The 17934-nt window shown below is 69.4% G+C and carries 17 protein-coding genes; 15 read left to right on the top strand and 2 right to left on the bottom strand.

The genetic code is table 11. The features are described from left to right. Positions 1 to 32 precede the first annotated feature (32 nt). Positions 33 to 3572: a MobF family relaxase gene (gene mobF / locus FFS56_RS18375; protein ID WP_137772277.1), complete on the bottom strand. Its 3540-nt coding sequence runs from the start codon at positions 3570 to 3572 to the stop codon at positions 33 to 35. A gap of 248 nt (positions 3573 to 3820) precedes the next feature. On the opposite strand from mobF, the gene FFS56_RS18370 reads away from it, so the two are divergent. The 12 genes from FFS56_RS18370 to FFS56_RS18315 all read left to right on the top strand — a co-directional run bounded on the left by FFS56_RS18370 (position 3821) and on the right by FFS56_RS18315 (position 15559). Then, positions 3821 to 4261: a MarR family transcriptional regulator gene (locus FFS56_RS18370; RefSeq protein WP_171011055.1), complete on the top strand. Its 441-nt coding sequence runs from the start codon at positions 3821 to 3823 to the stop codon at positions 4259 to 4261. Continuing rightward, the gene (locus FFS56_RS20990; RefSeq protein ID WP_349290499.1) at positions 4258 to 5982 is read left to right on the top strand and encodes an ATP-binding cassette domain-containing protein; all 1725 of its coding nucleotides are present in this window, start codon (positions 4258 to 4260) and stop codon (positions 5980 to 5982) included. Before FFS56_RS18370 ends, FFS56_RS20990 begins: the two co-directional genes overlap by 4 nt. Further along, the gene (locus FFS56_RS18360) at positions 5979 to 6791 is read left to right on the top strand and encodes an ABC transporter permease (RefSeq protein ID WP_137772268.1); all 813 of its coding nucleotides are present in this window, start codon (positions 5979 to 5981) and stop codon (positions 6789 to 6791) included. The genes FFS56_RS20990 and FFS56_RS18360 overlap by 4 nt, the downstream gene beginning before the upstream one ends. A gap of 32 nt (positions 6792 to 6823) precedes the next feature. Continuing rightward, on the top strand, positions 6824 to 7780 hold the full coding sequence (locus FFS56_RS18355) for a helix-turn-helix transcriptional regulator (RefSeq protein ID WP_137772267.1): 957 nt from the start codon (positions 6824 to 6826) through the stop codon (positions 7778 to 7780). A 218-nt stretch (positions 7781 to 7998) separates the two neighbouring features. Continuing rightward, positions 7999 to 9093 (top strand): ImmA/IrrE family metallo-endopeptidase, encoded by a 1095-nt coding sequence (locus FFS56_RS18350; protein ID WP_137772266.1) that lies wholly within the window; start codon positions 7999 to 8001, stop codon positions 9091 to 9093. Further along, a complete protein-coding gene (locus tag FFS56_RS18345; protein WP_137772265.1) occupies positions 9093 to 10028 on the top strand; it encodes a bifunctional DNA primase/polymerase in 936 nt (311 codons plus the stop codon). Before FFS56_RS18350 ends, FFS56_RS18345 begins: the two co-directional genes overlap by 1 nt. After that, positions 10025 to 10753: a helix-turn-helix domain-containing protein gene (locus FFS56_RS18340; RefSeq protein ID WP_171011054.1), complete on the top strand. Its 729-nt coding sequence runs from the start codon at positions 10025 to 10027 to the stop codon at positions 10751 to 10753. Before FFS56_RS18345 ends, FFS56_RS18340 begins: the two co-directional genes overlap by 4 nt. Further along, on the top strand, positions 10750 to 11166 hold the full coding sequence (locus FFS56_RS18335; protein WP_137772264.1) for a hypothetical protein: 417 nt from the start codon (positions 10750 to 10752) through the stop codon (positions 11164 to 11166). Before FFS56_RS18340 ends, FFS56_RS18335 begins: the two co-directional genes overlap by 4 nt. 90 nt (positions 11167 to 11256) lie before the next feature. Then, the gene (locus tag FFS56_RS18330) at positions 11257 to 12159 is read left to right on the top strand and encodes a hypothetical protein (RefSeq protein ID WP_137772263.1); all 903 of its coding nucleotides are present in this window, start codon (positions 11257 to 11259) and stop codon (positions 12157 to 12159) included. Beyond that, positions 12156 to 13166, top strand: coding sequence for a ParB N-terminal domain-containing protein (locus tag FFS56_RS18325; protein ID WP_137772262.1), 1011 nt, complete (start codon positions 12156 to 12158; stop codon positions 13164 to 13166). Before FFS56_RS18330 ends, FFS56_RS18325 begins: the two co-directional genes overlap by 4 nt. A 44-nt stretch (positions 13167 to 13210) precedes the next feature. Then, a complete protein-coding gene (locus tag FFS56_RS18320; protein ID WP_137772261.1) occupies positions 13211 to 13900 on the top strand; it encodes a hypothetical protein in 690 nt (229 codons plus the stop codon). Between the two features lie 66 nt (positions 13901 to 13966). Further along, a complete protein-coding gene (locus FFS56_RS18315; RefSeq protein ID WP_171011058.1) occupies positions 13967 to 15559 on the top strand; it encodes a peptidoglycan DD-metalloendopeptidase family protein in 1593 nt (530 codons plus the stop codon). A 12-nt stretch (positions 15560 to 15571) separates the two neighbouring features. Here FFS56_RS18315 and FFS56_RS18310 read toward each other — a convergent pair whose 3' ends face one another. After that, positions 15572 to 16018, bottom strand: coding sequence for a protein-tyrosine phosphatase family protein (locus tag FFS56_RS18310; protein WP_137772259.1), 447 nt, complete (start codon positions 16016 to 16018; stop codon positions 15572 to 15574). 108 nt (positions 16019 to 16126) lie between these two features. On the opposite strand from FFS56_RS18310, the gene FFS56_RS18305 reads away from it, so the two are divergent. The 3 genes from FFS56_RS18305 to FFS56_RS18295 form a co-directional block, all read left to right on the top strand. Further along, complete coding sequence (locus FFS56_RS18305; protein WP_137772258.1) at positions 16127 to 16393, top strand: DUF6112 family protein; 267 nt, start codon at positions 16127 to 16129, stop codon at positions 16391 to 16393. A gap of 129 nt (positions 16394 to 16522) precedes the next feature. Continuing rightward, positions 16523 to 16792, top strand: a complete 270-nt coding sequence (locus tag FFS56_RS18300) for a DUF6112 family protein (RefSeq protein ID WP_137772257.1) — start codon at positions 16523 to 16525, stop codon at positions 16790 to 16792. Positions 16793 to 16820: 28 nt separating this feature from the next. Further along, the coding region (locus FFS56_RS18295; RefSeq protein ID WP_137772336.1) for a conjugal transfer protein TrbL at positions 16821 to 17934 on the top strand (1114 nt) is incomplete at its 3' end.

Raw genomic sequence — 17934 nt, 5'->3', positions numbered from 1 at the left:
CAACTGTCTTGTGCCGCTGCGGGCCGGGGTGGTCACAGGCGCGGTGCGGATCGGGTCACGGCGCTCGGCCGCGCCTGGTTCTTCGTCGGGTCGTCGCCTGCGATGGACCGTGCGCGGTTGAGGGCGGCGCGCGCTCGCGCGGCGTCGATCTTGTGGCTGGTGCTCTCTGCCGCCGGACCAAGCGGGTTCCTGTTGTCGGTGACCTGGTAGCGGTCACGGTAGGCCGCCATCGTGCGGGCAGCGCGCCACCACACCGCATGCTTCTTCTCGTCTTTCGGCGGGGCGCCGAGCTTGCCCGTCCACGGCTCCTTGTCGGTGAGGGCGCTTTGGAGCACGGCGTCGGTGCGTTGCTCGATGAGGTCGCGGCGCTCGTCCAGGGCTCGGCGCATCTCGTCGGTCATCGGCCCAGCGGCGTCGGGGATCAGTCCGGCGACGAGCCGGGGAGGTTTGCGGGTGCGACCGGAGCCGGCTGGTCTGATCGTGGCGCGTGCGAGTCGGGCGTGGAGGACGGAGGCGATGTCGTCGGCATCGTCCAGGCTGCGGGCTCCGATCAGCCGTGGGAGCAGGGTGTCGAGGTTGTGGTGGTTGGCGTCGGCGTGCCGCAGCTCGGCTGAGAGCGCGCCGTAGGCGTCGGAGTCGAACACGTCGCGGACCTGCTCGGCGGTGAGTCCGGATCCGGCGAGCAGGGTGGCCCAGCGGTCGTGCTGGGCGGCTTGGGCGATCGTCTCGTATTCGGCCGCGAGCTGCGTGATGGAGCCCCAGTGCTCGTGCTCGGCGGTGATCGTCTCGTGCGCCGACAGCTCGGCACCGACGTGCTGGAGCACGCCGTACAAGACACTGCGGGCGGTGACGTTGGGATTGTCGCCGGGATGCGGCTCGGTGTGCTCGTGATCGTCGCGGTCGACGGTGACGTAGGCGTAGTTGCCTTCCGCGCCGCGGGTCATCGAGACGTAGAGGTTCTCCCTTGTGGTCGTCGGGGTGACGACGACGTGCGAGGTCTCGGTGGTCACGCCCTGGGCCCGGTGCGCGGTGATCGCGTAGCCCAGGTCCAGGTGCTCGGCCACGTAGTCGGCGGGCAGGACGATCCCGCGACCGAACCGCCGCCCGGCAGGGCGGATGCTGACTGACCCGTCCTCGCGGACGTGGGTGATGATCCAGCGGGCACCGTTGCGGACCCACGTGCTGCCGTTGCGGAGCCGGCGGTCGTTGTGGCGGGTGATGACCAGATCGCCTTCGGAGGCGGCGGTGCCATCGTGCAGACCGACCTCGCGGGTCGGGTTCACGGCACCGTCGATGATTCGGTCGGCCCGTGCTCGTGCGTTGAGGGTGGTGACGGTCTCGTGGGTCTCGGCGACGATGATCGACGCTCGGCCGGTGGCGAGGTCGTGCTGCCAGGCGGTGTAGGCGGCGTCGATCATCGCCTCTGCCTCGCCGCCGGTGATCCGGTTGTGCTCGATGAGCGTGTCGATCGCTTCCACGTGGCCGTGGCGGAGTTGCAAGGAGGTGGTTTTCTCCCAGGCGTGGATGAAGCGGTGCAGGTCGTGAAGCTCGGGGGCGTCGTCGCGGGCGTGGACGAGCAGGCCGAACGCGCCGCCGGCATCGACCGATTGGAGCTGGCCCCAGTCTCCGACCAGCAGGGCTTTCGCTCCGGCCTTCTCGACCTCGCGGGTGATCCGGTCCAGCGAGGCGGTGCCGGCGAGGGAGGCTTCGTCGATGATGACGAGCTGACCCGCGGCGAAGGTGGTTCCGTACATGAGGTGGTTCTGCCACCACTTCGCCGTGTTCTCGGTCGCGATCCCCAGATCGTCGGCGAGGACCTGCGCGGCGACCGCCGAGGGCGCGAGCCCGACCACGGACCCGGCGCAGTGCTCTTTCTCCCATGCTCGTCGTAGCGCGTTCATGGCGGTGGTCTTCCCGGCGCCGGCCGGGCCGACCAGCACGTCAACGACCCGACCAGAGACGGCGATCGCGGCCAGGGCGGCGGCTTGATCCTCGCCGAGCATCCGGCCGCGTGCGTCGGGCGTGCGGGCGACCCGCTCCACCGTCTCCAATGGCACCGCGGGTCCGGTTGGCGCGTCGGCGCGGGCTAGGAGGCGGTCTTCGGCGGCCAGCAGCGCCTCGGACGAGAACAGCGTCGAGTGCCGGGGACGGAACCGGGTGGTGCCGTCCGGGCGGCGGAACTCGAGCGGGCTGGTCGCCAGCTCCGGCGGGGTGAGCCGCAGGGAGGCGCGCTCGGCCGCGTCCACGACCAGGCCGGTGATCGCTTCGCGGTCTTCGATGCTGGCGAACCGCCAGCCCATCAACTGCCGGGAGGCTTCCGCGTGCAGGTTCCATCGGGTCCAGGTCGAACGCTTCTCACCGACCGTCTCCATCACGGCCTGCCCGACCTCGCCCACCACGTCCAACGGCACATCGTCGGCGCGCAGTACCCGGCGGAGAGTTGCACCGCTGGTGAGGGTGCGTGCCCAGCCGGTCGCGTCCTGGCCGAGCACGCGGCCGGCGCGCTGCCGCCACTCGCCGGTGAGGTCGGCCAGCGACCTGACCTGCTTCTCCGGCCTCGTAGCGAGAGTCGCCTGCGCCCGCAGTTTCAGCACCGTCCGCGCCGAAGGCTGCCGGCCGTGCCTGGCGACGTACTCCGCGATCAGGCGATCCTTCTCGGCCTCGATGTGCCGGGTACGGGTGGAGAACTCCGCCACCAGCTCGTCAGGCACGCCCTCAATCTCCCACGCCGTGTTCCGATCCCGGCCCCGCTGCCTTTCGTCCCAGGCCTGCCCGAGGGTGAGGGTCAGCCGGTCGGCCAGGGCCGCGTTGTACAGCTCGGAGACCGCCACGACTGCCGAGTGCATCGGCCGTCCGGCCAGGGTCCGCCAGCGGCCGTCGTGGACGGTCAGCACCTTGTTGCTGATGACGAGATGGGTGTGCAGCTGCGGGTCACCCGAGCGGCTGTCGTAGTGATCGAACGCGGCCGCGACGACTCCGGCGACGTCAACGTGCGCAACCGCTCCGTCCGGGCCGGTTGCACCGACACGGGTTGCCGCAACCTCGCGTTCGAGGAACGCAACCAGCTCTGCAACCGCCGCATGATGCGCGTCCGCGATCAGCGCTTGCGTGCCCGCGTCCGCAACCGCCCAGATCGTGGACACCGACTTCGGCACGCTGAACGTGAAGTCGAACCCCGCCACCGCACGCCGTGTGCCGCGCTCGGCTTCCTCGGCCTCGATCGCGGCGACCTCCTGCGCCCTCGCCGCCGGGCCGAGTTCGGGATCGAGTGCGTTCACGCGCTGCTTGACCCGTTCGGCGATCGACGCGAACTGCTGATAGGCGCGTCCGAGCGGTTCTCCGGTGATCGGGTCGTGGCCCATCCCGATCAAGAGCTGTAGCTGGGCCTCCGAGACCTGAGCCTCTTCGCCCAGCTCGCCGTGACCCAGACGGCCCAGGCCCGAGCCCATCCAGAACCCTGGTGGCGCGCCCGCCTCGGCGTAGTAGCGGGTCAGCGGCGTGCTGAGACTGCGGTCGCCGTCGCCCGCGGCGACCGACTTCAACAGGTACTTGTAGCCGTCGCCGGCCGACATCACACGCATCGAAACCGTCACCGTCGCGCCCCTCCCTCTGGCGCCAGGTGGGCGGGACACGACCAGCCAACGCCGCTCCATCACGCCGCCCTCGGCGGCGTCGGCCTCGTCTGAAAGACGTGTGGAAGCCCCAGACGTTGGCGATGCAGAGCCTCGACGCGGCGGGCAACTGTCCAACGGTGGCTCCGCGCAAAGATTCGTTACCTATGTGCTTGATGTAGTAAGGTAACTATATGCAGACTTCGATCGTGAACAAGCTCCTGGCAGTGTCGAACATGTTTCAAGAGGACATGGCCCGGTCCTTTGCGGGCACTCCACTGACAGAGTCGCGGGTCGCGGTCCTGTGGACGCTGGCGCTGAGCGGCCCGTCTACGCAGCAGACGCTCGCCGAGGCGCTGTCAGTGACGCCTCGCAACATCTCCGGTCTCGTGGATGCGTTGGAGCAGCACGGGTATGTGCAACGCACTCCTCACCCGTCCGACCGCCGAGCCGTATTGGTGACGCTCACGTCGACCGGAGAGGAGGCGATGGCCCGGATGCAGGAGGAACACGCTCATCTGGAGGCCGAGCTGCGCGACGCGGTCGCGCCGGAGCACCTCGACGCACTCGAACAGAGCATCGACGCAATCATTGCCCGCCTTGCCGTCCTGATGAACCCCGAGCAAACGAAAGCGGAGAAGGACCGATGACCACGACAACTCCGACCCCGCAGACCGAGGCGAGCCACGCCGAGCCGAGCCGCGCCCAGGCTCTCATTGCCCGCGGCACGGGGATCGAGAAGATCATCTACGCGGCCATCGGCCGCGCGATTGCACGCAAGCCCTGGAAGACGCGCGACGCCAAGGGGTTCCACTACCACTCTCAGAGCCTTGCGGTGCTCGTCATCTTCATCGTGCTCTCGGCAGTCGAGATCTTGGTCATTGACCTGATCGTGCATCAGTGGCTCTGGCTGAGAATCCCGCTGCTCATCATCGGCATCTGGGGACTGGTCTGGATGACCGGGCTCCTGTGCGCTCACTTCATGCGACCCCACACGGTAGGGACTGACGGCATCCGCGTCCGCGACGGTCTCGACATGGATGCCCACGTCACCTGGGACGACGTGTACTCGGTGGGGCTGAAGAACCGCAACTACGAACCCAAGACCCCGAGCGTGATCGATGACCAAGAAGGCCGATCCCTGGTGATGAACATCACCGACCAGACCAACATCGAGGTCGTCCTGGAACGACCGACGACCATCACCCTGCCCGGTCTGCCGCCGAAGGGCGGCGAACAGGTCATCGACCGCATCTACCTCTGGGCCGATGAGCCCAAGGGGTTCCTCGACGCGGTGCGGGAGCACATCGGGTCCGAGGCGGACAGCGCCACCAGCAAGAAAGCGCAGGCTCAGGCCGCGCAGGACGAAGGACGGAGAAAGCGCATGGCTCAGTACAGCAACGGCCCGGCGATTGAGGTGAGCGGCCTCGTCAAGAAGTTCGGTGACACCACCGCGCTCGACGGCATCGACCTCACCGTGGAGCCAGGGGCCGTGCTCGGGCTGCTCGGCCCGAACGGTTCGGGCAAGACCACCACAGTTCGCATCCTCGCGACCCTCACGAGGGCCGATGAAGGTACCGCTCGCGTCTGCGGCTTCGATGTCGTTCGAGACGCCTACCAAGTGCGGCAGCTCATCGGGCTCACCGGGCAATACGCCTCGGTGGACAAGGACCTCAGCGGCCTCCAGAACCTCACAATGATCGGCCGGCTGCTGGGCATGTCCCGCAACCAGGCCAAGGCCCGCGCCTCGGAGCTCATCGAAGAAGCGGGGCTCGCCGACGATGCAACTAAGCCGGCAAAGAGCTATTCCGGCGGGATGCGCCGCCGTCTCGACCTCGCGGCGAGCATCATGGGCGAAGCCGCGGTCGTGTTCCTTGATGAGCCCACCACCGGCCTCGACCCCGCCCGCAGGGGCGAGACCTGGGCCATGATCCGAAGGCTCGCCGCGCAGGGCTCCACGGTGCTGCTCACGACCCAGTACCTCGAAGAAGCCGATCACCTGGCGAACGACATCATCGTCATCGACGCCGGCAAGGTCATCGCACGCGGCACCCCCGATAGTCTCAAACGGCGCATGGGCAGCCAGACGCTCGACGTGCGCCTGAACGACCCCAGCCAGCTCGAAGAAGCAGCAAACCGCGTCCAGAGCATCATCCGCGCCGCCCCGGTCGTCGATGCACAGACAGGACAGTTGAGTGCGGCCGTGACCGATGGCGAGGTCATGCCAGCGATCGTGCGGAGCCTTGATGAGGCCGCCATCGGAGTCAGCGAGCTGTCGCTGCGCCTCCCGAGCCTTGATGACGTTTTCCTCACGCTCACCGGGCACCGGGCTACCACCGCCGACGAGAAGAACGAGGAGGCAGCAGCATGACGACCGCAACGCTCCCCGCCACCCACACACCGCTGAGGAAGCATGTCGGCCCCGGGCAGGTACTCACCCAATCCGCGACCCTCTCCTGGCGCGGCATCGTCAAGCTTCGCCGCCACCCGGCAGGACTCGCAGACGTCATCATTGGCCCCGCGATCTTCCTTGTGCTCTTCGGCTACGTCTTCGGTGGCGCAATCTCCGGCGACACCGGCGAGTACCTGCAATACGTCTTTCCCGGCATCCTCGGGATGATGACGCTCTTCGCCACGATGGGCGTCGGCGTCTCCCTCAGCACCGACCTCTCCGAGGGCATCTTCGACCGTTTCCGCAGCCTCCCCATCGCCCGTATCTCTCCGCTCATCGGAGCGATCGGCAGCGACATCGTGCGCCAGCTCGTCTCACTCAGCGCGCTCATCGGCTTCGGGCTGCTGCTCGGCGTGCGATTCGAGACCAGCGTATGGTCGGTACTCGCCGGATGCGCGCTCGCCCTCGCGTTCGCCCTCGCGGTGTCGTGGGCGCTGATCCTCCTCGCCTTGGCGATCAAAGACCCGATGGCCGTGCAAGGTCTCGGCGCGGTCATCATCCTTCCCCTCGCGTTCGCCAGCAACATCTTCGTGCCCGTCGAGACGATGCCGGGCTGGATGCAGACCTTCGCCGCATGGAACCCGATCGGGCACCTGGTCGACGCCGTGCGCGGTCTGATGATGGGTGGCCCCGTCGGTGAACCTCTGATGTTCACGCTGCTCTGGATGGCGGGATTCGTCGTCGTGTTCGCGCCGCTGTCCCTGATCGCCTACAACCGCCGCGCATAGACAGCCCACCGAGCCACAGCTGCCTCAATGCAATGTCTGCCCATACGCAGCCGCATCTGCTGGAAGATGCGGCTGCGTCCAGGGCGGTCGCCCCGATCATCGCTCGAACTAGGTCCTACCACCGACGATCCGATCCTGTCGCCTACGACTGCATCAGGTTGATCGTGGTTCGGGACGGCAGCGCGATCTTGTTCAGCGAGTTCGGACAGCAGCCGGTCAAGCTCGGTGACGTGATTTTGCTCGGCGCGAATACCCTGTGTGGAAGTGAGCCCGAGGGTCACATCACAGTGACGACGATCGATGCGGACACCGACTATGTGATTGACCAAGTGTTCTGGCAGCACGTCGGCATCTTGCACGACCGACTTGATGCACAGGACTTCGCCGCAACGATCTACACCGAACCGGCACAGATTCTCCGCCTCGGTGAGACTCGCGCTGGGATGCTCATGCCCTGGCTAGATGAGTTGGTCGCGTTGAGTGCCGAAGGTCGACCCGTCGAGACCTTCTATCGGATGCAGGCGCTCTGGTTCAGCGTCGCTCATGTAATCGCACCGTTCATCAAGACCTCTCAAGTACGTACGTCCTCGACGGAACGCGCCACGGCATGGCCAACCTCGCCGCGAATCCGCCGCTTCACCCCCCTTCGTGCTGAAGCGCGAAAGGCTGCAGACCTTCTGCGTTCTGAACCAGAGCGGCGCTGGTCGGTGACTGACTTGGCGAATGAAGTACACCTGTCGAAATCGCAAGTAGGTCGCTTGTTCGTGGACGCATTCGGGAAGTCGCCGATCGCCTATCTGACAATGTTGCGGACAGAACGTATGGCCGCGCTTCTGCGCACCACCGATGCGTCGATCACGGCGATTGCTCAGGAGGTGGGTTGGAGCGATCCCGACTTCGCCGCCCGCCAGTTTCGCCGAAGCGTGGGGGTTACTCCCAGTGACTACCGGACGTTGAGCCGCGTGCAGGCGCCACACGCGGCCGGGTGAAGGACGCATCTGTCCGGGCAATAACCGCAGGATCGGCAGTTGGAGGCTCCCGGCTCTGCTCCGATCCGGTAGTCCGGTAGAGACTCGTCGGGTTCATCACCGGGCCGGCGGTCACAGTCTCGTTCCGTTGTCCGTCTCGTCTCCTGATCCGCCCGGCGCACCTCGTGGTTGCACGGCTGCTCCCTCTCCGGGCGGCCCCGGCGGAGGGAGGCCAGACGATGGCTATGAGGAACGAGACGAGGGAAGCGAAGCTCGAAGCTCTCGAAGAACGCTTCGTGCGCTCGGTCGAGGAGCTGGTGTCGGGTGAGGACTGGCGGCGGGCGATGGAGTTCGCGGCTCGGTTCCGGTCGCGGTCGTTCAACAACACGCTGCTGATCTGGGCGCAGCACCTGGACGCCTACGAGCAGGGCCGGGTGCCGACCCCGACGCCGACGTGGGTGGCGGGGTTCCAGGACTGGAAGAAGATGGGCCGCTGGGCCGAGGCCGGCGGCGGCTACGAGATTCGGGCTCCGGTCCGGGTGAGGTTCGCGACGGCGACGCCGAAAGACCCGGCCTCGTGGCGTCGCCTGACGAAGGGCGAGAAGCCGCGCCCGGGCGAGGTCGTGCAGCGTCGGATCGTCAGCGTCGTCCCGGCCCATGTCTGGGATGTGTCGCGGACTCACGGTGCGGAGCTGCCGGAACTGCCGAGCCCGAAGCTGCTGGAAGGCGAAGCACCCGCCGGCCTGTGGGAGGGGCTGGCCGCGCAGGTCGAGTCGCTGGGGTACGAGGTGCTGCGGATGCCGGACGCCGACGCGATCCGCGGCGCGAACGGCATGACCGACTACGACACCCGTCAGGTGCTCGTGCGCACGGACATGGACCCGGCCGCGCAGGTGAAGACCCTCGCGCACGAGCTGGGCCATGTCCGTCTGCACGGGCCGAACCAGCAGGAAGCGCACCAGCATCGCGGGATCGGTGAGGTCGAGGCCGAATCGGTCGCGTTGATGATCGCGGCGGCGCATGGCATGGACACCAGCGACTACACGATCCCCTATGTGGCCGGTTGGGCGGCGAACGTGGACGGCAAGGACCCGGTGCAGGTCATCCGGGACACCGGCGAGAAGGTCCGGCGCACCGCGACCGAGGTCCTGATCCAGCTCAACACGATCCAGCTCGGCAACGGCAACCCGGTCTCGCTGCGCGTCGACGGCCCCGAACGCTCCGCACCCGAGCACTCTGGAACCGAGCAAGCACCGGAGCGGACGTCGCGGGTCGAGCCGCTGCCCGAGCGTGAGCCGCGGAGGATGCAGGCGGCACCGGGGCGGGGACTGTGATGGTCGCGTCCGCAGCCCTCGCCGCGGTGTTCGACCGGCTCGATGGTATGCCGTTGCCGGTCGCGGCGCGTGAGCTGGCGACGGCCGGGGTGCCGGTGTTCCCGTGCGTGCCGGGCGAGAAGACGCCCCTCGTCCCATCCGGCTTCCGCCGTGCGACGACCGATCCGCGCCGGGTGGCGGGGTGGTGGCGGTGGCAGCCGAGCGCGAACATCGGCATCCCGACCGGCGCCGCGTCGGGTCTGGTCGTGATCGACGTGGACGTGCACGGCGTTGACGGGTACGCGGCGTACGCGCGGGCAGCTCGCGCGGGTCTGATCCCGGCACCGCTGGCGACGGTGACCACACCCACGGGCGGCCGGCACGCCTACTTCCCGGCCATCGCGGCCCGGGTGCAGCGCTCGTGGGCGGTCGGCAAGGCCGGCGTGGATTGCCGTGGGCACGGCGGCTATGTCATCGCCCCGCCCTCGGTGCTCCGGCTGGACGGCGCACCGGTCTCCTACCGGGTCGAGCAGGTCGCCGCCGGTGCGGCCGAGCCGGTGGATGCGGTACGGCTGCGCGACTTCCTCGATCCGCCATCGCCGCGTCGTCCGGTGCGGGAGGGTCAGCCAGTGGCGGGGCGGGAGGACGCGGACCGGCTGGCGGCGTGGCTGTCCAGGCAGGTCAAGGGCGACCGGAACTACAAGCTGTTCTGGGCGGCCTGCCGTCTGGCCGAGGGCAACGTGCCCGTCTCCGATGCCCTGGATGCGCTGGTGCGTGCCGAGCAGCCCGACTTCGGGGAGCGGGAGATCACCCGCACCGTTTACAGCGCCTATCGCAGCGTCGGCGTCGGAGCCACCCGCCGGGAACGCCCCGCGGCACCGGCGAGCCCGCCGGCGGGCGGGCTCGCTCGACGTGACCCAGGGCTCCGAGTGGACGCGGCAAGGGGTCTGGGATGAACAGGGTGCGGGGGCGGCGCTGGGCGGTGGTCACGTCGGTTGCCGGGACGGTGTTCATCGCGGCCGGCGCGTTCTGGCTGTCGTTCACCGCGTTGGCCGACCTCGCGCGCCGCTCCGGGATCGGGGCGGGGCAGGCGTGGGCGTGGCCGCTGATCGTCGATGGCGTGATCGTGGTGTCCACGGTCGCGGTGGTCGCGCTCGCCGGTGAGAAGGCGGCCTGGTATCCGTGGACGTTGCTGATCGGCGGAGCGGCGGTGTCGGTAACGGCGAACTCCCTGCACGCGGTCGTCGCCGCGGACGCCGACGTGCCCGGCCCACTCGCGGCCGCGGTCGCCGCGGTGCCGCCAGTGGTGCTGCTGGCGATCACCCATCTGACCGTCGTCTTGACCCGATCCGCCGCGCGTCCTGCCGATGTGCCAGAGACGACGCGCGGCGTTGAGCCTGTCGCGGTCCCGGCGGCACCAATCGAGACCGCACCCGCCGTGCCCTCGCCTGCCGGGTCCGGCGCCGCCGACGCCGATGAGGACGGCGGGCTGGATCGTCGGGCGCGGGCGGCGGAGCTGCGCGAGCGGGAGTGGTCGAACAAGGCCATCGCCCGGCACCTGGGGGTGCATCCCTCGACGGTCGGCCGGTGGCTGCCCCGTTCCGAGCATCCCGACGCGCACCACAGCGATGAGGCCGACCCGTCCGGGTCCGAGCCCGTGAGGCAAGGAGCCACGCCATGAGCGACCAGGACCAGACGAACCCGGCGGAGCAGCACCACCGCCATCGCGAACCCGAACAGGCTCCGCAGGCGCGGACGACGCCGACCCCTGCCGAGGATGCGGAGGCGGCGGGAACGCCGGAAGCGATCAAGGAGGCCGCATCCCGTAGGGCCGCGAAGGAGAAGCTGGCACGGGTGCGGGGCCGGGGCGTGGACTGGGTGCGCCCGAGTGACCTGTTCGCCCACGGTGGCGGGGCTCTGTCGCGACGCGGCATCGACGTCACCGCCGCGGGGAGCCGCCGGCTGCGCGCCCCGATCGACAAGGGCGCCCGATGGGTCGCAGAGCGGACGCGCCGCCTGCCGCCATTGAGCGCGTTCGGGCGTCGTGGCGGCACCGATCGGGGCCATGCCCGGTCCGGGGTCGGGATGCGGTAGCAGGTGGGATGAGTCGTGGACGCCCGGCTGGCAGAGGTGAGACCCGCAGGAGCCTGCGGGCGCACCTGCCCGCTAGGAGGTGCCTCGACCATGACCGACCACACCAGCACAACCGGCACGACGAACACCAGCACGCCGGGTGAGGACTACCGCAGCAGCGAAGGCCTGCGAGCCCTGCTGCACCGGCTCCACGCAGCGGGTCGTGGCGCGTGGGAGCAGGACCCGGTGGCGGGCGAGCTGATGGCGTTCGCGGCCGAGAAGTACGCGGCCCTGGCGCACAAACATCGGCTCGATCCGTGGGAGGCCGCGTCAGCGGCGTTCGACGTGATGCGCACCAAGGCCGCCCGCACCGCGGAGGACCCGTGGGCGGTCGTCACGCACGCGGTGCGGATCACCTGTATCGCTGAGGAGCGCGGCCAAGGGCTGTTGTGCTCGACCCATCAGGCGCGCCGGCCCCGCTACTCGGTGTTCCACGACCCCGAACGGCTCTCCGACCGGGAGAACCCGCTGGACGACTACCACCCCGCCTTCCAGGTCACCGACCCGCACGACGGCGACGGGCATGGTGACGAAGCTCAGCGGGAGGCGTCGGAGCCGACGTCCGCCACGGCGGCGGTGGAGGATGCGATCACGCTGCTGGTGCTGCTGGGCTGGCCGGCCGAGACCGCGCGGACAGCGGTGGAGCACGTCTGCGGGGCGCTGACCCGGGTCGGGAACCGGCACACCGCCTACGAGACGTTGCGGCGCGACAAGCATGCCCGCGCATTGCTCGACCTTCCGGGCCGGACCTGGGCGGTGCTGTTGCGTGCGCTGCTGGGCAGTCCGCTGCCGGAGCTCGCGGCGACCGGCGCGGGACGCGGGACGCTGTTGCGGCTGCTGATCGGCGAGACGCTCCCGGTGCTGCTGCGCGACGACGACCTCGTGCTCACCCTGTCCCTGGCCGCGCCCGGCACGAACACGCGCGGCACCGACACGTCGCGGGGTACGCGATGAGTACGCCTGCCGGCCGCATCGAGCTGGAGCGGACGGTGGACTCCATCACCGTGGGCCGTCGGCACCGCACCGACCTGGGCGACCTCGACGCCCTGGCGGCGTCGATCGAGCGGGACGGCATCTTGCAGCCGCCGACGATCACCCCGGACGGGACGCTGGTGTGCGGGGCGCGGCGGCTCGCGGCGATCAAGCAGCTCGGCCACCGGCGGGTCAGCGTGTGGGTGCGCTCGGGCATCTCGGACCGGCTCGGGCATCTGCTGGCCGAACAAGACGACAACCAGCTCCATAAGGCCCTCAGCCCGATCGAGGCCGCCGGCTTGTATCGGGAGATCAAGGAACTCATGGCCGAGGACGCCGCCCGGAGGAAGGCGGCCACCCAGTTCCAAGACGGTCACGAGCCCGGAGAACATGGTCCCGCCGATTCGGCGGGACCACCAGCACCCGGCCAGCTCGGGGATGCGCGCGCGCAGGCGGCGCGCATGGTGACCGGCTCGTCCTCCTACACGAGGCTGGAGCAGATCGGATTCCTGCAACACCTGGCCGACGACCCCACCGTCCCGGAGGCGCTGCGCGCTCAGGCCCGCGACGGGCTGGCGCAGATCGAGGCCGGCGCTCCGGTCAACCCGATCTTCCAGCGTCTCCAGGATGCCCACGCCGACGCCGGCGCCGACCGGGACCGGCGGCTGCATGAGCTGGCCGACGAAGCACTGGCCCGCGTCCACGCCGCCAAACGCGGCAAGGCCACGAAGCCGGCCGCACCGTCTCGTCGCCCGGTCGACGCGGACGAGGAGCCGGCGCGGTTCTCGGTGCGTGCGTTCGTGCTGACCTGGGGCGAGCTGGAAGCGTGGTGGACGCACTACGACGTGGACGAGCTGGCCGCCGAACTCACCGACGCGCAAATCGCGGCGTTCTTCGCCGCCGTCGAGGGCACGGTCGCGTTCGCCGACCGGCTCCGCACCGCCCGCGCCGGCGCACAGACGGACAGGCCGCTGCTGCGCGCCCTCTGAACCGCCCCGGCGCTGCGAGTCGCGGGCGGGCTCACCTCGCGGGTATGAAGACGAATCTCGCCTCCTGGTCCCGTGGCCGGCTGATCGCCGTGATCGCCTCCGGGCTCGTGCTGCTGCTCCTGGTCGGCGTCGGCGTCTACGGGCTCATCACCGGCCCGCGACCGCCCGACGACCGCGCATCCGCCCCTGCGCCCACGATCACCGCGCCCGGTGAGACCGAGCCGGCGGTGCCGGGTCCGCCGCGGGTCATTCCCTCGCACGACCCGGACGAGTTCGCCCGCAACGTCGCGGAGGCGCTGTTCGGCTGGGACACTGGCTCCGGGCTGATGCCGCTGGACTACACCGCCGGACTCTTGGAGGTCGGCGACCCCTCCGGCGCCGAGCAGGCCGGGCTCGCCTCGGACATCGCCGCCTATCTGCCCTCCCGCGAGGCGTGGATCGAGCTGCGCCAGTACGCCACCACTCAGCACCTCACGATCGAGCAGTCGTTCGTGCCCGAGGCGTGGGATCAGGCGGTCGAGCAGGCCCAGCCCGGGCAGCTCCCTCCCGGTGCCACCGCGGTCACGATCGAGGGCACCCGCCACCGCGAAGGCGTCTGGAACGGCGAACCCGTCACCGCTGAGCAATCGGTGTCGTTCACCGTGTTCCTGGCCTGCCCGCCGCCGGCGCCGCAGTTCCGCACCGGCCCGTGTCATCTGCTGCGCCTGTCCCAGCTCGACAACCCGCTCCGATAGCCAGGGGGTCGTGCCGTGTTGAAGAAGGCCGTTGCCGCCGTCCTCGCGCTGGTCCTGCTCGGCCCCATGCTGGGGCTGGTCGGAGTCGGCGTACTGATGAATCCCGCCGCCGCGAACTGCGTCGTCCCCGGCGGCTCCGTCACCGTAGGAGACGTCCCCGAGTCGCTGACGGTCACCACCGCCGAGGGCACCACGTTCACGCTGAACAAGACCCAGCTCACGCACGCGGCCACGATCATCACGATCGGAGGCGGCATCGAGGGCGTCGGCCGGCCCGGCATCACGATCGCGCTGATGGCCGCGCTGACCGAGAGCACGCTGCGGCAGTTGGCGAACACCGGCACCTACCCCGAGAGCGGGAGCTACCCCAACGACGGCAACGGGTCGGATCACGACTCGCTCGGTCTGTTTCAGATGCGACCGCAGTCGGGCTGGGGCACCGTCGCGGAGCTGATGGACCCGACCTACCAAGCGCGGGCGTTCTTCGGCGGGCCGACCGGCCCGAACTACCCGAGCCCGCGGGGTCTGCTGGACATTCCGGGCTGGCAGCAGATGGATCCCGGCGAAGCCGCCCAAGCGGTCGAAGTCAGCGCCTACCCGGACCGCTACTGCAACTATGAGCCGGTCGCCGAAGCCATTCTCAATGCCCTGACCGGCGCGTCCGGCGGCGGAACCGGCTCAGCCGGCCCGGTGGTGTCCGTACTCGCGGCAGGTCCGGTGGCGCAGTCCGCACGGGTGGTGTTCCCGCTCCCGGAGGGGACGTGGGTGCTCACCAGCGAGTTCGGGCCACGCATCCACCCGATCACCGGAGCACCCTCATTCCACACCGGCACGGACTTCGCCGCCCCGGACGGCACCCCGATCCTCGCCGTCGCGGACGGCACCGTGACCGTCGCGGAGTTCTCCGGCGGATACGGCGGACTGATCGTCATCGAGCATCAGATCAACGGGCAGACGGTCGCGACCGCCTACGCCCACATGTGGCGGCACGGCATCCACGCCTCAGCGGGCGACCGGGTGGTCGCGGGGCAGCACATCGGCGACGTCGGCAGCTCCGGCAACTCCACCGGGCCTCATCTGCATTTCGAGGTCCGGCCCGGCGGCACAGGCGGCGAGGCCGTCGATGCCGCCGCGTGGCTCAATGCGCACAACGCCGCCGACCTGCCCGAGGCCGCGGTCGGCGCGCCCGCCGGCTGCGACACAGCCGGCGGCACGGCGAGCGAGCCCGTCCCGGTCGACGGCGACCCCGACCGGCTCGTGGACGATCCCACCAGCGATGGGCGGATCACCGCCCGGATGACGCACCTCATGAGCCAGGCCCGCGCCGGGTTCCCCGACACCGGCTGGGCCTGCTACTCACCCCGACCCGGCACCACCTCGGAGCACCCGCTGGGCCGCGCGTGCGACATCACCTTCGGCAACCGAATCGGGACACCTCCGACACCCACGCAACTCGAGGACGGGTGGCGGCTGACGAACTGGATGAAGGACAACGCCCAGGCCTTGGGCGTGGAGTATCTGATCTGGCAAGGAAAGATATGGTCCGTCGCCCGCGCCGGTGAAGGCTGGCGCGACTACGACGGCGGCGGAACCCACGACCCCGGCGACGTCACCGGCGGACACTTCGACCACCTGCACGTCACCGTTAGGGCCAACTAGCGCCTGGCAGATTCATTCACTCTCTGCACGAAGCGAAGCCGCGGTTGCCTCAACCCAGCGGCGTTGTTTGCGAGTCTCGACGGCACGCCGATGATATTGAGTGCGGACCCATGCCACCGCGTCCTCGGGTGCGGCACCACTCATGGTCGTCAGCAGGGCAAGGGCCGTCCCGGTCCGCCCGATGCCGCCGCCACAGGTGATCTCGACGCGTTGTTCACTGGCACGTTCCCATGCCTCACGCAATGCCGCCGCCGCATCCTCGGTCGAGTCGGGCAGTCGGAAGTCCCGCCAGCGGACCCAGCGATGGGGCCAAGGCCTGGGCGCTGGGTCGCGGCCAAGGAGATAGACCGCGAAGTCAGGGGCGGGCACGTCCCTGCGCCTCTTGCGCGCCCCGGTGCCACGGATGCGTCGCCCATCAGGCAGCTCCACCACGCCCGGTTCGTCGGTCCATACGTCCACACTTCAACGCTAACCGCTGCCCAGCCGACCACCCGACACGGCCGGCGCACCTCGTCAGCATGGACATTTCGAACGCTTCAAACGATTGCTAGCGCCGGTCGGTGTGTGATGGACGTGTTCCCTGACTTCGACGGTCTCGCAGGGATCGGTGACCTGGAACGGGTCATCGGCGCCTTGCTCACGATCGTGCTCATCGTCGCGGTGCTGATGGTGGTCGTCTCGGCGATCTGCTGGGCGCTGGGCGCCTCGCACGGCAACCATTCCCTGGCCTCCAAGGGCCGGGTCGGGGTGCTTGTCGGCGTCGGCGCGGCCGTCCTCGCCGGTGCCGGTGTGGCGTGGGTGAACTGGCTCATCGTCCTCGGCCGCCAGCTCTGACCAAACACTCCAGTATCAGGCCCGCCCCCTTCGGAGGGTGCGGGTCTTCTCATGTCGGTGCGCGCTCAGTGTGTGGCTGGCTCACCTCGCCGCTGAACCAGCCATCTGCTCAGCGAGGGAGTAACCGCCGTGATCGACATCGACCCCAACAGCTCCGGCCTGCCCGGCATCGAACAGCTCCGCACCATCGTCGGCGCCGTGATGACGGTCGGCCTCATCCTGTCCGTCTTGGCGCTGATCGTGTCCGCGATCGTCTGGACCTACGGCGCCAACAGCTCCAACCCGCATCTGTCCGGGCGGGGCAAGCTCGGCGTGCTGATTTCCTGCGGCGCGGCGGTGATCTGCGGCGCCGCGGTGACGCTCGTGAACTTCTTCTGGGACGTCGGCCAGGCCGTCTGAGCCGGCCCGTCACGGCAGGAGATTCGTGATGAGTGTCTGCGATGTGCCGATCATCTCGTCCGTCTGCGACGTGGCCGGCGAAGCGGCCGCGACGGTCGTGGCGGCCCCGTTCGACTGGCTCGCCCAGGCGATGGGCGGCGCGGCCGGGTGGCTGATCGAGGCGATGTGGGCGGTGTTCGACACGACCACGCTGGTCGATGTCACCTCGCCCGGGTTCACCAGCGTCTACAACCTGATCTTCGGCATCGGCGTGTTCCTGGTGCTGGTCTTCTTCTGCCTGCAACTGATCACCGGGCTGATCCGCCGCGACCCGGCCGCGCTGTCCAGGGCGGCGCTCGGCGCGGCGAAATCGGTGCTCGGCGCGTTCGTCGTGGTCACGCTGACCGCGCTCGCGCTGGAAATCGTGGACCAGCTCTGCATCGGCATCATCCAGGCGTCCGGGGAGACCACCGGGACGATGGGCGACAAGATCATTCTGCTCGCCGCCGGCCTGACCGGCATCAACATCGCCGCTCCCGGTGTCGGTGCGATCGTCACGATCTTCCTGGCCGGGCTGATGATCGCCGCCGTCTTCATCGTCTGGTTCTCGTTGTTGATCCGTAAGGCGTTGCTGCTGGTGTCCGTGGTGCTGGCGCCGATCGCGTTCGCCGGTGCGTCCTGGGACGCCACCAAAGGGTGGATCGGCAAATGGGCCGCGTTCGTGATCGCGCTCATCATCAGCAAGCTGGTGCTCGTCGTGATCTTCCTGCTGGCGATCACGCAGATCGCTACCCCGATCGAGGCGGACATCGCCGCGGTCACCGAGCCGATCACCGGCATCGTGCTCATGGGGATCGCGGCCTACGCCCCGTACATGGTGTACCGGTTTGTGTCGTTCATCGGGTTCGACCTCTACCAGCAGATGGGCACCGAGCAGGAGGCGAAGAACGCCCTCAACCGTCCTCTGCCGGTGCCGTCCAAGCCCCAGGGCGGCAGCGAGCCGAAGAAGGTTCTCGATGACCCCCAGGGCGGCGCCCCGCAGGGCGGCGGGTCTGGTGGCGGACCGGGCGGCTCGCCGCCGCGCACCCCGGCGCCAGCCGCGGGCGGTGGCGGCGGCGCGGGCGCGGCGGGGACAGGAGCGGGCGCCGGAGCCGGGGCGGGTG

Origin of the sequence: Microbacterium sp. Beta (genome assembly GCF_005502545.1) — a bacterium.
In the GTDB taxonomy this organism is placed as follows: Bacteria; Actinomycetota; Actinomycetes; order Actinomycetales; family Microbacteriaceae; genus Microbacterium; species Microbacterium oxydans.
The sequence above is the reverse complement of the archived record's forward strand: the minus strand, read 5'-3'. Positions and strand labels throughout refer to the sequence as shown.